Source organism: Enterococcus sp. BWB1-3 (assembly GCF_016745275.1).
GTDB lineage: Bacteria > Bacillota > Bacilli > Lactobacillales > Enterococcaceae > Enterococcus_L.
Window position 1 is genome coordinate 21,450 of the sequence record NZ_JADOEP010000028.1, and the last position, 16,269, is coordinate 37,718.

Annotated in this window: 14 protein-coding genes; 1 reads left to right on the plus strand and 13 read right to left on the minus strand. The window is 35.1% G+C overall.

Annotation, left to right across the window (positions count from 1 at the left end; all coding sequences use genetic code 11):
- Window positions 1-92: 92 nt before the first annotated feature.
- The gene (locus tag IW492_RS15310) at window positions 93-620 is read right to left on the minus strand and encodes a PadR family transcriptional regulator (RefSeq protein ID WP_202068694.1); all 528 of its coding nucleotides are present in this window, start codon (window positions 618-620) and stop codon (window positions 93-95) included.
- A gap of 2 nt (window positions 621-622) precedes the next feature.
- Window positions 623-1,477 carry a sialate O-acetylesterase gene (locus IW492_RS15315; protein WP_202068695.1) on the minus strand — a complete coding sequence of 285 codons (855 nt, stop codon included), beginning with the start codon at window positions 1,475-1,477 and terminating at the stop codon, window positions 623-625.
- Between the two features lie 675 nt (window positions 1,478-2,152).
- Between IW492_RS15315 and IW492_RS15320 the strand changes: the two genes are divergently transcribed.
- A complete protein-coding gene (locus IW492_RS15320) occupies window positions 2,153-3,124 on the plus strand; it encodes a diaminopimelate dehydrogenase (RefSeq protein ID WP_202068696.1) in 972 nt (323 codons plus the stop codon).
- A gap of 316 nt (window positions 3,125-3,440) precedes the next feature.
- Here IW492_RS15320 and IW492_RS15325 read toward each other — a convergent pair whose 3' ends face one another.
- The 11 genes from IW492_RS15325 to IW492_RS15375 form a co-directional block, all read right to left on the minus strand.
- Window positions 3,441-4,790: a DUF4365 domain-containing protein gene (locus tag IW492_RS15325; protein ID WP_236671950.1), complete on the minus strand. Its 1,350-nt coding sequence runs from the start codon at window positions 4,788-4,790 to the stop codon at window positions 3,441-3,443.
- 1,379 nt (window positions 4,791-6,169) lie between these two features.
- Window positions 6,170-7,558, minus strand: a complete 1,389-nt coding sequence (gene sufB / locus IW492_RS15330) for a Fe-S cluster assembly protein SufB (protein ID WP_202068697.1) — start codon at window positions 7,556-7,558, stop codon at window positions 6,170-6,172.
- Window positions 7,548-7,880, minus strand: a complete 333-nt coding sequence (locus IW492_RS15335; protein ID WP_202068698.1) for a hypothetical protein — start codon at window positions 7,878-7,880, stop codon at window positions 7,548-7,550. The genes sufB and IW492_RS15335 overlap by 11 nt, the downstream gene beginning before the upstream one ends.
- A 75-nt stretch (window positions 7,881-7,955) precedes the next feature.
- Window positions 7,956-8,612, minus strand: coding sequence for an ATP-binding cassette domain-containing protein (locus tag IW492_RS15340; protein ID WP_202068703.1), 657 nt, complete (start codon window positions 8,610-8,612; stop codon window positions 7,956-7,958).
- On the minus strand, window positions 8,569-9,312 hold the full coding sequence (locus IW492_RS15345) for an ATP-binding cassette domain-containing protein (RefSeq protein WP_202068704.1): 744 nt from the start codon (window positions 9,310-9,312) through the stop codon (window positions 8,569-8,571). Before IW492_RS15345 ends, IW492_RS15340 begins: the two co-directional genes overlap by 44 nt.
- Entirely contained in the window at window positions 9,305-10,090 is a 786-nt protein-coding gene (locus IW492_RS15350) for an ABC transporter permease (RefSeq protein WP_202068705.1), read from the minus strand. The genes IW492_RS15345 and IW492_RS15350 overlap by 8 nt, the downstream gene beginning before the upstream one ends.
- A complete protein-coding gene (locus IW492_RS15355; RefSeq protein WP_202068707.1) occupies window positions 10,087-11,025 on the minus strand; it encodes an ABC transporter permease in 939 nt (312 codons plus the stop codon). Before IW492_RS15355 ends, IW492_RS15350 begins: the two co-directional genes overlap by 4 nt.
- A gap of 1 nt (window position 11,026) precedes the next feature.
- Window positions 11,027-12,601, minus strand: coding sequence for an ABC transporter substrate-binding protein (locus IW492_RS15360; RefSeq protein WP_202068709.1), 1,575 nt, complete (start codon window positions 12,599-12,601; stop codon window positions 11,027-11,029).
- On the minus strand, window positions 12,598-13,284 hold the full coding sequence (locus IW492_RS15365; RefSeq protein ID WP_202068711.1) for a class I SAM-dependent methyltransferase: 687 nt from the start codon (window positions 13,282-13,284) through the stop codon (window positions 12,598-12,600). Before IW492_RS15365 ends, IW492_RS15360 begins: the two co-directional genes overlap by 4 nt.
- Before the next feature lie 856 nt (window positions 13,285-14,140).
- Complete coding sequence (locus IW492_RS15370) at window positions 14,141-15,562, minus strand: ABC transporter ATP-binding protein (RefSeq protein WP_202068713.1); 1,422 nt, start codon at window positions 15,560-15,562, stop codon at window positions 14,141-14,143.
- Window position 15,563: 1 nt separating this feature from the next.
- A complete protein-coding gene (locus IW492_RS15375) occupies window positions 15,564-16,256 on the minus strand; it encodes an energy-coupling factor transporter transmembrane component T (RefSeq protein WP_202068715.1) in 693 nt (230 codons plus the stop codon).
- Window positions 16,257-16,269: the final 13 nt, after the last annotated feature.

A 16,269-nucleotide genomic window follows, 5' to 3' on the forward strand; every position in this document is an offset into this window, starting at 1 on the left:
AGACTGCTGTACATAAACCAATGGGATAGAAGCTTGATTAACGAATAAAATCTCCTATCCCTTTTTTATTTAGCAGCTCTTCATTTTTTGCATTACTGCATGTTTTCTGCATCCTCCAGTAATTCTTCAAACCACCGAATATTTACAAGATGGTGTGTCTGCGAATTCTCCAGCATCTTTGCAAAGCTCGGCAGAATTGTTTCCCGATGTTTCAATGCTTCTTCGATATTCTGTACTTTCTTTTTCGTCTGACTGATCTGAGTTTGAACCAGCTTCTTGAATTTTATCGGATCATAGTCTTCTGCAAATAACATGGCAGCATAAAAAGTTAAATTGACATAGTCTGTTTTTGAGCCATATTTTTCCATCAAGAGATTAAACTCGTGATTTCCTGCGTCCGTCAAAATATAATTATGTGTTTCTTTTAAAGAACTGGCTACTTCTGTTTCAATTCGTTCTATCAGTGCTTTTTCTTCCAGTTGCTGCAAATTATAATAGAATGACCCTTTTGTAAAATTCACAATATATTTATAGTTTCGTTCTCTCATCAGTACCAGAAGCTCATAACCATGAGCACCCGGATTCTCTTTTAGCAAGCCTAATATTAGTAAAGGAATCACTTTTATTCACCCTCTTCATTCACAGCAATCATTCTTGCTTCAAATGTGTCATAGGAAATTTTCCCCAGTGCAAACTCCATACTTTCCAAATAAATTTTTTCATTTTTAGTATATACACGGTTTATGTCCGGATTAATGAATTTCTCTTCATCTGTTAACACATCCATAATATGCTTTTTCTTTGAGAATGATTCAAAATAACGATAACCAAATTTTCTTTGGGAAATTGCATCAATATGAATACCATCTGGATTACAAGTCAAATTTTGTCCGGTAACATAATAGCAGTTTGGCTGTTTAAAAGCGATTTTCTCCAGCTCATTGTTTATCAGTTTGTATTCTGTACATCCTTTGCCAAAGCCAGATTGTCCTAAATAATCTCCCAGTCCGCCAATAATAACTGGTATATCAGGTACATTCAGCTCTTTTCTTAGTGTATCCAAAATAATCAGGAACTTTTTGTAATAGGTTTTATAGCTTTCTCCATAACTGTCGCTCTCTCCCTGATGCCACATAATCCCTGCCAGCTCACTGTTTTCCATAGCAAGCTTTACTTGACTGACTGCGTTTCTGAATAAAATCCCGTCTACAGCCCATTCCGCTAGCGTACTGCCGCCTTCCGCACAGGGGATTAAGCCTATTTCATCTGTCCGATTTTCCAGACACCATGCAGCAGCAAAAGAGCCTGCCAGTCCTACCCCTGCAACTGGACGATCATAATTAATCGGTTCTGCCATCATCTGCCATCTTCCGTTGCGCAGCATTTTTATTCTTTCATTGTAAATCGGTTCTACATCATCAAGAAATCCCCGCCCTGCCATGTTTGACTGACCGATCATCAAAAATGATTTTATCATCTGTTTTTCCTCCAATACATCATTCAACAATAGAATTTTTATTTGCAACTAGTCTTTTTTCTACTTCAGAAGATTTTCCATTCCAGTCTAATTAGACTATTGAACGAAAACTATTATAGTCTAACTAGAGTAATTGTCAACAGTTCAAAATTTGAATTTAGCCCAAATTTTTGAAACTAATACAGAAAATCATTGAACTAACAGTATTTTGAAGTGTATTTTATTTGTTTAGAAAGCAGCTTCTGTAACTACTTGATATAATAGAGCTTTTAGTGAAAAATAGGTAAATTCAAAAAGGACGATTTTCATCTGAGCATCTGAAAATTTTTAATACAATAGAGAGTGAGACAGAAATAAAGTTTCACTCTCTATTCGTGTCTACCCCTGAATAAACAGCGGTACAAAAGCAAAAATTCTTTTTGCAACGAGTAACCGTAGGAGCAACTCCTTCGAAATTAAGCCGAACTATCTTGAAAATATGAGGACCTCCAGATAGGTAACAATTCACAGCTATTCATTCTATGAATAGTGTTCCTTGACAATCTTCGGACATTCCTTCTTAATTCTCAGAGCTGATCGCTTTTGTCCCGACCCCGTACTTTTTATTTAAATGCTGCTTTTCGTCAGCTATCCTTTTTTGGTATAATTTATTTTAAATAGGAAGGAGTGTGTCAAATGATAAAAGCAGCCATCATTGGTTACGGAAATTTAGGCAGAGGTGTTGAACGTGCATTAAAACAAAACAATGATTTCGAGCTGGTTGGTGTCTATACCAGAAGAGCTCCTGAACAAGTAGAAACAGATGGAGCCAAAGCTTACTATATCGATGATTTAAAGAAGAAAAAAGGAGAAATCGATGTTTGTATTTTATGCGGTGGTTCAGCAACCGATTTGCCGGTTCAAACTCCAGAGTTTACCCAGTCTTTCAATACTGTTGACAGCTTCGATACACATGCTAAAATTCCAGAACACTTTGCTAAAGTAAATGAAATTGCAAAAGTAAATCAAACCGTTTCAATTATATCAACTGGATGGGATCCGGGACTGTTCAGTTTAAATCGTCTATACGCACAAAGCATTTTACCAAATGGAGAAACGAATACTTTCTGGGGTAAAGGTGTCAGTCAGGGACATTCTGACGCATTGAGAAGAATTTCCGGTGTGGCTGATGCAACGCAATATACCATTCCAAACACTGAAGTTATTGAAAAATTAAAAGCAGGCGAAAAATTATCTCTCACCACCCGTGACAAGCATTTTAGAGAATGTTTTGTCGTCTTGGAAGATGGTGCTGATGCAAAAAAAATTCAGGAAGAAATTATTTCCATGCCAAACTATTTTTCAGATTATGATACAGAAGTACATTTTATTTCTCAAGAAGAATTAAACCGCGACCACAAGACAATGCCTCATGGTGGAACCGTTCTTCATACAGGAACAACACATAAGTCCAGCAATCAGGTGATTGAGTACAATTTATATCTGGACAGTAATCCGGAATTCACTGCCAGTGTCTTAGTTGCTTATGCAAGAGCTTGTGTCCGTTTAGCCGATGAACAAAACTTTGGAGCATTTACTGTTTTAGATATTGCACCAAAATACCTTTCACCGAAAACAGATGAAGAATTGAGAAAAGAATTGCTGTAATGCTAAGCTTTTTACTGTTTTAATTTTATAAGAACAGATACTGGAATATTGGTATTTGTATGCTATCAACTGCGTATTTCCCAACAAATCATAATATACTACTTGTTATTTATTAAAAAAACCTTAAGAGATTTCAATAAAAAGTGTTATTATTGGTCGGATGAAATAGATGATGGTAATATATCTTTAAACCAACAACAACCTTTTTATTTTTCATTTTACTCTTTGAGTAAATACTCCTTTTCGCTCCTCTATTCAATTAGAGGAGCGTTTTTTGATTTTCAGCCGACTGGTTAGCATCAGAAAAAACACTAAATTAATACAGAAGTATTTCTCCATCTATCACTATACACTCTTTTAAGATTTCTATTCTTTCATCTTCTAAAAAAGCAGAGAATGAACCTGAGTCAATAAACTTTTCTGGAAAATAGTATGCAAAATAATATGCTGCAATTACTCTACTTTCTTTTTCATTATTAACATTGTAAATGAAATCCATAAGCATTTGTTCTTTATCATCAATACTAGAAATTATACTTTCAACTGCTTGAGATAATGTACCTCTACCCAAGTCCTCACTTGTTTTTACAACTTCATCTAATATTGAATTTAGTATCTTCGGTATTACTTTTTTCGTCCGAATCCTTACTTCATTCCTAAGTTTTGATGAAGTAGACTTTGATATGGAACTATCTGGATTAGAAAAAAGAGTGGATATTGTAAGCATACATGCTTCCACCGCTAATCCATTAGATAGAACCAAAAGTACATTCTTCCAATAATTCTCTTCATTGTAAAATCTATTATGTTGCTTACAAATCACGTCACCCATTATCTCTTCTAGTTGAAATCTATGCTCAAGATTAGAAACACTGATTATATTGTTTAGAATGTAACTTATAGAATTAATATCTTTAATAAAAAATGGACATAATAGACTGTAATCTTCTTCTCCTACGTATTCTAAAACATGAGATATATTAAGCATCGGTAACAAATTATTTTTTTCTATTTCATTATCTGAAAAACTGATTAAACAATTCAAAATGTCATGAATGACTGATCTATTTGAAGTAGATGAGATAATTAAGATGAGCTTCCTTGTCAATACTGGGTTTCTAATATTATGAAAATCTATTGCTTTTATAGCATATTCCACATCTAAATTAATTTTGGAATTTAATAGACTTAATAATGTTTCTTCATCCACACAAGGACACCCATTTAGAATGATTTCACAGAAAAAATTTTCAAACTCACCTCTAGTCAATTTGTTACAAAGAGCTTTTGGATAAATTATCATATTTTTTTCAGAGTTTTCTTTTAGATATGACTTAATATCCACCCAATAAGCTGAACTGATATCTTTGTTATCATCTTCATTCATTACTATTCCATAAACTGGAACAACACATTTTGACCAATATCTTTCATGACCATCAATTGGAAATTTACAAGTTTCTGCAGTATTATAGGAAGAACCATTTTTTACTTGAATGGCAACTATTTTACCTGTCTCATCTCCATTTTTAGTAAATTCAATAAAGCCATCTAATCCAACATCATTTTCCTGATCAATTTTGTGAAAAAAGCATTCATATTGATCAACAATAGTCTTAAGGTAATTGATCCCTCTTTCACCTTTCTTTATTGTCTTATTTACCAAAAGAAAACCTCTCCTTCATGCGTCAAAATAAATTCAGAAATTTTATAATCAAGTTAGCCACCTGAAAAATAAAAGAATATTATAGTGAAAAAACTCGTGTATTGTTGGGGTTCTCATACCAAATTAATAGGGAGATTTTTCACTATGATTTGTTCAAATTCTACCACAATACTGTGCAAAGGTCAGCACCTGACTGCCAGCAAACGAAAAACTCAGTTTGAAATTATTCGGGCACTTGACATGAAAAAATACTGATTCCGTTAGCAGGGCTTTTCCCCTATACCTCTTGTGAGCACAGTACCAATAAAAATCACAATCGTATGATTTGCCATTTTGTTCCAAATGATGCCAGTATCGATGGTTGCCAGCCATTAGACTGTTTTGAACAAACCTGTCAGACAAACCTCATGCGGTCTATTTCACATCTGGAAAGCCTGATACAACCAGCCTGTCCGAAATCAGACGGACACCTCATTATCAAATTAACTGTGAGTCACTCTGATAACACATGAATTTCACTTTGTTCGAAAATCTGCTAACTTGATGTCTACTATAGTATAACCCATCCACAAAATTAACTTATCTTTTTGTTCATAAAAGTCTTGCCATTCCAATGAACACCTTATAAAAACTGTCAAGAAAAGGGGGGCCATTCCAACGCCTTCTTCTTTCTTCATGTACTCATAAAATTTTTCTACAGCTATTTTTTTTGGAAAGGTACTTCATAAACATAGACCACCCCGACCAATATACTGAGTACTATAATAACTTTTAAAAACCTTTTCATTTTCTCCTCCTTTCCTTCAAAGATCTTATCTACAACAATATGTTATACTTTACTTTTGGTCAACAATATTCCTTTAGAACTTTAGTTTTTTGTAATAAATCCTTGAGCTATTTGGAAATTAATTTTAGTTAGTAAGTCCTGACCAGTAAACAATCAAAAAATTCTAAAATAATTTCTACATTGTTCAATATTTTCTATTTGGATTTCCAGCAACTTTTTAAAACAATGGACTGCCCTTGGTTGAATAATAAAAATATGTTTTCTCGCTTAAGTATTGTAAGATGGTTATAGTGGCGCATAGCTATCTTCCTTTCGAATAGTGTTCTAGACAAACCTATTTTAACTGGATTTTAGCTATGAGCCTTTTTTTATGATCAACTGTTGCACTTAAAATGTATATTCAAGATATAAAAAAAGAAGAGACTGTGACAAAAGTATGTCTGAGATCCCTAAAACCGAATAAACGGTGTTCCAGAAGTTGTCTCTTCGGAAATAAGTCGAACTATACTGAAAATATGAGTAGCTATTTTCGTATATTCCGACTTATTTCTTGAGACAGAACACTTCTGTCACAACCTCTTAAAACATAGATCTAGCCAACCGACCCTTCCATACTCATTGTAATCAATTGATTCAATTCAACTGCATATTCCATTGGCAGTTCTTTTGTAATCGGTTCCATAAATCCATTGATAATCATCGCCGTGGCTTCTTCTTCGCTAATTCCTCGACTCATCAAATAATACAATTTTTCTTCTGATATTTTTGATACACTCGCTTCATGCTCCAGAGCTACATTACTATTTAAGATCTCATTAAAGGGAACAGTATCTGCCTTTGAATCATTATCCATCAAAATCGTATCACATTCGATATGAGATTTAGCTCCACTACTTTTTCTGCCAAATCTCACTGTGCCGCGATAATCCGTTCTGCCACCATCTCGAGCTACTGATTTTGAGACAATCGTACTAGAAGTTTTTGGCGCATTATGAATCACTTTACATCCGGCATCTAAATGTTGTCCATAATTAGCAAATGCCATGGACAGGATTGAAGTTCTTGCTTGCGAACCATTTAAATAAGTACAAGGATATTTCATATTTACTTTACTGCCGATATTTCCATCAATCCATTCTAAAACCCCATTTTCTTCAACTGAACCTCGTTCTGTTACTAAATTATAGACATTATCTGACCAGTTTTGAATAGTCGTATAACGGAAAAATGCATCTTTTTTTACAAATAATTCTACTGTAGCAGCATGCAGACTATTGGTTGTATAATTAGGAGCTGTACACCCTTCAATGTACTGAATAGAAGCGTCTTCCTCAACAATAATCAATGTACGTTCAAATTGACCCGCATTTTCTCCGTTAATTCTGAAATAAGTTTGAACAGGGATTTCACATTTTACCCCTTTTGGTACATAAATGAAGGTACCTCCAGACCACACAGCACCATTTAATGCAGCAAATTTATGTTCGGAGGAAGAAACCAGCCTTCCAAAGTACTGTTTGAAAAGCTTGGGATATTCTCTCAATGCACTGTCTGTATCTGTAAAAATGATTCCTAATTTTTCAAACTCTGTTTTCATATTGTGATAGACAACCTCTGATTCATATTGAGCAGCAGCTCCAGCTAAAAATTTTTGTTCTGCTTCAGGTATTCCCAAACGTACAAAAGTATTCTTGATTTTTTCCGGTACATCTTCCCAATCAGTTGATACCCGCTCACTCAACTTTTGATAGTAAATGACATCTTCAAAGCGAATTCCTGATAAATCAGGACCCCATTTTGGTAAGGGTAATCTTTTAAAGTTTTCAAATGAAGTTAATCGATAGTCTAACATCCATTCAGGTTCTCCCTTTATCTTTGACATCTTCCTGATCACTTCTTCTGTTAATCCGCTCCCGCTTGAAAATAGAGGCTGAACATTATCATGAAAACCATAAGCATAATCTCTACTCCTACTTTTCATTTTTATCATTTGCCTTTCTAATTATCCCGGCAATAAGCTCATGAACAGACATATCTGTTTCTCTATCTTTTTTTGCTCCAAATAAGTTATTAATCACTTCGCTTTGTAATTGATCCATTTCCTTAGGACGAATCCCATAAAAATCACATTCATATTCTTCGATAGCTGCTTTACAACAACTATCAGATCGTTTGGTCTGCTGGCTTCCTGATGTTTTTGATGAAGTCGCCAATGTAAAACTAGTTACCATCTCTTGATTTGCTTGTTCTTCTTTGTCTGCTTCATTTTTTAATGTAACACTTACTTTTTTCTTTTTTATCATCCTTACATACTCTCCTCTCCAAATAAAAATCATTTTATCTGCTGTACTTCAATTAATTGAACAACTTATTTTACATCATTTAAAATTTTTTAGATGGACTCGTTGATCACAGACCTCTGTTAACAACTTTTTATTATGAGAAATAAATAAAACAGCCATTTCCTTTTGCTTTTTTATGAGCTGAATCATCCTTAATTCATTAATTTTATCTAAACCGGCTGTTGCTTCATCACAGATTAACAACTTAGGCTGTACTAATAAAGCTAAGACAAGACAACACCTTTGATATTGTCCCCCGCTGATTTCCCCTGGTCTTTTATCTAACAGTCCAGCTGGTAAATTGCATACATCCAAAAGTTCTTCTATTTTCAGCTGATACTTTCCACGCTCAACCAATTTAAACCTTTTTAATGGCTCAACCAATATTTGCTTAATTGTTTTCGTTGGGTCCAGAGACCTTCTGGTATATTGAGGAACTAGCTGAATTTCTTGGTACCATTTTTGTCTAGTCAGTTCAGCAATGGTTTGCCCGTTAAAATAAATTTTACCTTCAGAATAGTGTTCCAGCCCCATTATCATCTTGACTAGTGTTGATTTTCCCATACCATTCTCACCTTCGATCCCGACCCACTGATTGTTGTCAATCACAAAATCAAGAGCTTTAAATAGTAATTGATTGTTAAACTTTTTAGTTAAATTGCTTACCTGTAATAAATGAGTCGTCTTGTTCAAAAATTCCGATCAACTCCTTCGTATAATTTTCTGTAGGATGATTTAATACCTGCTCTGTCAGGCCAACTTCTATTAGTTGTCCATTTTGCATAACACCCAGGTGAGTACTGTATGCTTTAGCAATAGATAAATCATGTGTAATGAAAAAAATAGTCAGCTGCTTTTCTAAATAAAGGTTACTTAGCAGTTGTAAAATTGTTTCCTGACTTTGTTCATCCAGTGCACTAGTTGCTTCGTCTGCAATAATTATTTCCGGTTGTGAAATCAGTGCCATTGCTAAAGCTGCCTTTTGACACATACCGCCGCTTAATTGATAAGGACGTTTAGCAGCAATCTCTTGAATAGCTGTAAAACCAACCCGGCTTAACGCTTGGAACATCTTCATTTTTCGATCTTCTTTATTCTTCATTCCTTTTGATTTTAGTAAATGATGAAATTGTGAGTCAATCCTACTATTACTCTGCAAACTTCCAAGGGGGTTTTGCAGGATAATCTCCATTTTTTTACGATCACAATTTATTTTGCCGCTAACTTTTAAATTTGGGGGTAAAATTCCCAAAATCATTTTACCTAACAATGTTTTCCCACCCCCGCTTTCACCAATCAAACAGAAATAAGCACCTTTGGGAACTTTTAAAGAAATGGAATCTAATAATTTACCTTGTTCAGCGGTAATTGAACATTCTGTTAATTCAATCATTATTTACCTCCCAGTACTTATTTATTTGCCGACTTATGGATTGTGTAACAAGTACAATCATCGCAATAATTATTCCAGGGAAAATAAAGAGCTGCGGGGCAGTAAAGAAATACGCCTTTCCATCAAAAAGAATAGTTCCTAGTTCAGGTGTTGGCGGCTGTGCACCAATCCCTAAAAACGAAAGACCAGAAATACTTAAAACCATCTTGCCTAAGTCAGTCGTAAATAGAGAAAACAGCTCAGCCATCATATTAGGAATAATATGGTGAAGAAACGCATGACTCCCAAAAGAGCCTCGTAAAGGTGCAAAAAGAATGAACTCCTCTTTCTTAATATTCAAGACTAAATTGCGGACATAACGAATATATTTTCCTGACCAGCTTATCACTAAAGCAACCATTACTGTGGAAATTGAATTAGAAAAAAGACCTGCAAAAACCAAAGCTAAAATCAAGGACGGTATACTAATCAAGCTATCAGCTAAAATCATTATACTTGTATCTGCTCTTCCTCCTATACAGCCAGCTAAGCTGCCCAACAGCAAACTAATAATAACAACACTTGTCAGCGCAAGAAAAGCGATATACAAAGAGTAAACACTGCCGTGCACAATTCGACTAAATAAATCTCTCCCTAAATAGTCAGTACCAAATACATGACGCCAGCTTATCCCCTGCAAGCTTTCAATTTTGTTAATCGCATAAGGGTCTTTCAAATGCTTGATAACAAGCCAACCAGCTAGGCAGATGACTAAAATAATAATGACTCGCTTTTTCATTTAGCTCCCCCTTGATTGATCTGTATACGACTATCCACCTTTTGAATGAAAACATCCACTATATAATTAAGTAAAAACGTACTGCAAGCAACAAAGAGCGTAATTCCTTGGATAACAGGATAATCTCTAGTAGAAATAGCTTCCATTAACAGCTTCCCTAATCCAGCAATGCTAAAAATGATTTCTACCATTACTGTGCCGCCAAATAAATGTGTGAAGCTGTTGCCATATAGAGAGATTAAGGGTACAAAAGACTCTTTTAATTGATAGGAAAAGCGATAGTACCATTTTACCCCTCTAAATTTTGCAATCCTTTGTGATTCACTACCACTGACCAGAGTAATCAAATCGCTGACCATTTTTGTCAAATAGCTTCCTTCAGAAAGGCAAATAACCATCACAGGCAAAATAAGGTGCTTTCCAGAATTACTGCCAACAAATGGCAGCCATTTTAATTGAACACCTAAAATAAAAATGAGAACAAGGGATAACCAATAGATAGGAAAAGACAATACCACAGAAAGAATCTGCTGAACCCACTTTAAAGAGGAAAAATTGCCAATAATACTTCCACTTCCTAAAGAAATGATTGTACTAAAGATAAAAGAAATCCCTAATAATTTAAAGGTCACACTTGCCTTTTCGCCAATGATCTGAAGAACAGGCACATTCGTCATAAAAGAATAGCCGAAGTCGCCTTTTAAAATATTCCCCAGCCAATGAAAATACTGTTCAAAAAAATTACCATCAATTCCTAGCTTCCTTCTTGTTTCTTCAATTGTTTTCAGCGAGACATTCTGTCCTCCCGACCTGCGCAAAACCCCCAGTGCCGGATCACCCGTCGATACATATAATAATCCGTATAACAAAACAGTAAAAAACAATAGACTTATCAGTAAATGCAAAGTTTTCTTCAACAGAAACCTTTTCTTCATTTTACTTCACCATTAAATTTTTATAATCAATCGGAGAATCAGATAAACCAGAATAAGAAAATTCTGAAATTTTATCGGAGACTACAAATTTTTCATCTTTGTAATCAATTGGAATCGCCAAGGTTTCATCTGAGATACGTTTAAATAATTTATCAGCTATTTGTTGTTTTTGCTGTTCATCAATGACTTGACCAAACTCATCCAATAACTGAGACAGCACCTCATCATTAGCTAACACACCATGTTCTTCCTCTGTATTATGATAGAGTGAATTCAAAAAATTATAAGGCAGCAATGCATCTGTATAGGTTCGATAAAAAATCAAATCATATTCCTTCGTTTTCCATAAAGCATCATAATAACCTTCTCTGTCCAAAATAGTTATATTGATTTTAATACCCGCTTTTTTCAAATCATTTTCAAGTAATTCCGCCTGCTGTTTCCATTCTGGGAATTCAGTTGTTTGAATCACTAAATCAAAAGAAAGCTCCTGATGATCTTTTTCATAGTAACCTGCTTTATTTTTAGCGTATCCTTCGCTTTCAAGTATGCTCATTGCCTTTTCAATGTCATAAGTAACGGCTTTTTGATTTACTTCAGAAACATACTGTACATTTTCACGAAATAACCCTACAAGTTCCTTATCCGATAAAGAAGCTTTATCAATTGCCAGCTCAATCACATTCCGAAGGGTTGTATTTAATTCTTGATTATCAGGATTAAACGCTAGAAAATGCGACATCGTCCCTTCAAACTCTACTACATTATACTCAGTGTCTGATTCAAAAGAACCTATATCACTATCTGTTACTGCTCCCAGTGTTCCGCCAATAATATCAGCTTCGCCACTCTTTAAAGCCAAAGTTCTTGAGCTTCCATCTTCGATCATCTTAAAGTTTATTTGGTAATTCACAGGATTCTCATCATTGTAATAAGGATTTGGTATCATTAACACGTGTTCAGCAGAACTTTCTTTGATCATAAATGCACCTGAACCAATCGCTTCTATGAATTTTCCCGATACCTTCTCCTCTTCAACGGAGTGAGGACTCATAATTCTTAATGGGCGTGTCTGGCACAGCTCTGCTAATATCTGATTAGAAATCTCAGTGAATGTTAGTTCGATTGTTTGTTCATCTATCACTTCAATTTTTTCTAAATTAGAAAGCAATTGCAGTGAACTCATTTCGTTATTAAACTTTGCCCGTTCAATAGTAAATTTAACTGCTTCTGCATCAACTGGGCTGCCATCTGAGAATTTTACTTTTTCATTCAGATAAAAAATATATTTTTTGCCATCTTCAGAAATTTCCCAAGAAGCAGCTAGTCCCGGCTTAAAAGCTCCTTTTTCATCATACTCCACTAAAGGTTCATAGACTGCACTGTAAATCGCCATTGAAGAATTGTAGGTAGTTGCATCTAATTGTTCAGCTTTTGGTTCATCCGAGATAGCAATATTGACAGTCTCTGCTTCCTGATTATTCTCATCGGATGATTCTTTGTTTGTACCATTACAGCCAGTCAATACCAAAGAAAAGAGGATCATAATTACCCCTATTACTGATAGTTTCTTCATAGCTGCACCCCTTTCTTAGTAGCTTTAATCAAGTATGAACTTTCACAAGAAAGAATATAGTCATCCACGGTTAAATAAAAATCATGATAATTAGTAACATCATAAATTGTACTTGTATACTCTTTACGCAGCTCAACTGAAAAACCATTTTTAACTAAACTATCCACAACTTCTGTTAACGTTTTATTTTGCATTTTGGTTGCTCCAAAACGATCAATTTTAGCCCTCATATACTCAAAGCTTGGATTCTTAGATTGATCTGTAAACAAAGCATAGTAGACACCCTGTTCATTTAAGACATCTGACATCATTGAAAAATGATTATCTAAATCTTTGATTAAGTACAATACTGAGGTACTAATTATTGTATGAAACTTTTGCTTCAATGCTCTTGCTTCTCCCGTTTGGACATAGCAGATCGGATAAGTACCTGCACGCTGATTTGCTGTTTTTATTGCTTGCTTTGCCAAATCAATTCCATAAGCACTGTGGAAAGGAATTTCATCATATAATTTCCTTAAAAAACCACCTTGATTACACCCAAAATCTAAAATATCCCGGTCTAATACATCATCCCTGTCTATTAGACCTATGACATTTTGCCATCCTGTTTGGTGACTGTCCTCCATATCTTGATCCCCCTTACTTCCTTCCTGCCACCAAGTGTCATAAAATTTAATCATACTTCTGTTCCCCTCTCTCAATTGAGAATGATTCTCATTATCGATTATTTCATATGTATGCTTATTTTACAAGCCCTACTTTGTTTGGTCTCATATGTTACTATTGGATATGCTCCACGTTTCTTGGTTTAAAGACCTGGATAATTTTTAATATCATCAATATACTAAGACTTTGTCCATACATTACTCCACTCTATTGCTGTTTAATAAGGGCAGCCTGGTAAGAGAACGTTTGAGATCGAGACAAAAGCAATCAGCTCCGAAAATTGTCAAGGAACACTAATCATAAAATGATTAGCTATGAATGGATACACTCCGCTGTGCTGCGATCATATCAACTTCGATGCATGAAACATACAAGAGTTGACAGGCTTCACTAGGATTACTTTAGCAGAGTAGATGAAGTTCTGTTACCTACTCGGTGAAGGGCCTGGGCGCCTCATATTTTCAGGATCGTTTGGCTTAATTCCGAAGGAGTTGCTCCTGCGGTTACTCGTCGCAAAAAGAATTTTTGCTTTTATACCGCCGTTTATTTAGAGTTAGATACGAAGAGCGTTTGGAACTTTATTGCTGTCCCACTCACTTTATGTTTGAGCTAGTAAAAAACGAGAAAATCGGATAGTCAAGAATTTCCGAAATATCAAAGGAAAATCAGGAATCAGCAGCTGTTTTAAAAGAACAGCTGCCGTTTATTTGACTCAATTCAGCAATGAAATCGGGCAGCCGCTTTTCACAGTAGAATCGCTTGCGGCTCACTGTCCGAATGCTTGACCACAACGATTCATGAAGTTGCATTTTAATAGAAAAATTACTCCCAGAATACGGATTTTTTTAAATGATGCAGAACTTAAAAAAACTAATTTCCCATAAGTTGAATTGTTCTTTGTCCAAACCCTCTGGCAAATTCAAAATCATGTGTGACAATCAGAAAAGACAGTCCCTGTTTAGCATAATCTAAAATCATCTGCTGCACACGAAGCATATTGCCAGCATCCAAGCCAGAAGTTGGTTCATCCAATATCAACAGCTCCGGTTCTCTCATCAATCCTACTGCAAAAACTAATCTTTGTTTTTGTCCGCCAGAAAGTGTTGCTGGATGTTGTTCTCTAACTTCTAACAATCCTAAGTCTTTTAAAAGCTTCTCTGCTTTTTTCAGATTTGCAGCATCATGTTTAATCCCCAGTAGTAACTCATTTAATACACTATCAGAAAATAACTGGTAATCAGCATCCTGCAATACAAACCAGCATTTTTCTCGTCTTTTTTTCATAGCTGATTGCTTGCCATCAATGAAAATCTGCCCACCCCTTTCATGATTTAAACCACAAAGAGTACGGACCAAGGTTGTTTTTCCCAAACCATTTTTTCCAGTTAATAATAAAATATCTCCTTTGTTCAGCTGTAAACTAATATTACTGAGCAGCTTGGGAGAAAAACGATGATGCCCAATAGCCACATCTGAAAGTTCCAAAAAAGGAGACTTCTCTATATTCTCCTTGCCCTGTTTTTTCAAAATTTCTGTGATTATGATCTCCTGCTTTTCACGAATTCCTAAATTGTCTAATGTTTCTTTAGAAAGCTGTTGAAATTCCTCTCTGCTCCACTGCTGAATCAATTTCCCATCTGCCATATAAATGATTCGGTCTACGACATCCATTAAATAGCAGATTCGATGGTCAGCCACTATAATTGTTTTTCCCTCCTTTTTTAGCTTGTGCAAGGCTTTAGTTAATTGTAGACTTCCCTGATGATCAAGATTAGCTGACGGCTCATCCAAAACAAAAAGTTCAGGTCCATGAACTTCTACCGCACTCATCGCAATTTTTTGTTTTTCTCCACTTGAAAGTCTGTCTAACTTTTGTTCCTTTAAATACGCAATTTGATTTACCTCAAGAACCCTATTTACTCGACTATTAATCAATTGTAAATCAAGGCAATAATTTTCAGAGGCAAAAGCGAGCTCATCTAAAACATTGGAAGTAAAGAACTGAGAGCGTGCATCTTGAAAAATACTTCCTATAAGTTCTCCATACTCCCACACCTCTAGATTCTTTACATTTTTCTCCTTTAAATAGAAACTTCCTGAAAGTTCTCCATCGTAATAATGTGGTATTAGCCCATTAAGCAAACGAGTTAATGTTGTTTTCCCGCAGCCTGAAGGTCCTGTCATCAGCACACATTCTCCCTCAGCAATATCTAGAGAAATATCCTTCAATTGATACCCCTCAGCTCCGTAGCAAAATGAAATTTCTTTCAATCTAATTATGGGATTGTTCATTTTAGAGCCTCCAAACTTTGAATACAAATACATTGAATACATAGCCGATAAAAAACAACACCATGCTAAGATCTTTTATGGTAATCCGGCTTTGATAAATAGAAGTTCGCTGTCCAGGATACTCAATTCCTTTAGTCATTGCGGAGACAGTCAATTCGTCTGTTATTTTCATGGTTCTCATCATCAAAGGAACAAACGTGTGTTCAAAGGTTTTTAAAGGATGCAGCCAATTTTTAGGCTGTGAAAAGGATAATCCTCGCAATTTAGCGGAGAGTTGGATTATACTGTTTTCTTGCCTGATAGTTGGAAAAAATCTTAATACTACTGCTAAGGTAACACTAAAATTTTTCGGTAATTTTAAGGATTGCAGTGCAGACATTAGCCGCCCGGCAGGAACATCCTGCAGGACTCTGGCTATCATTAAGACCGGTCCAAATCTTAAAAACATAAAGCTAAAAAAACCGATATATTTTAACCATTGCTGTTCTGCAGTCACTATATATAAATGAAGTCCTATTGTTATTGAGACTAACACAGCTATTTTAGCCGCTGTTTTAAAAAAGCCATTATAAATTAAATAAAATAAGCCAAAAATATTTAATAAAATCAATTGATTTACATTTGCAGCCAAGACAAGAATACTTTGAGCAATCAGTATAAGAAACTGAATTTTTGGATCAATACTACCTTTCATCATCTTCTCCTTC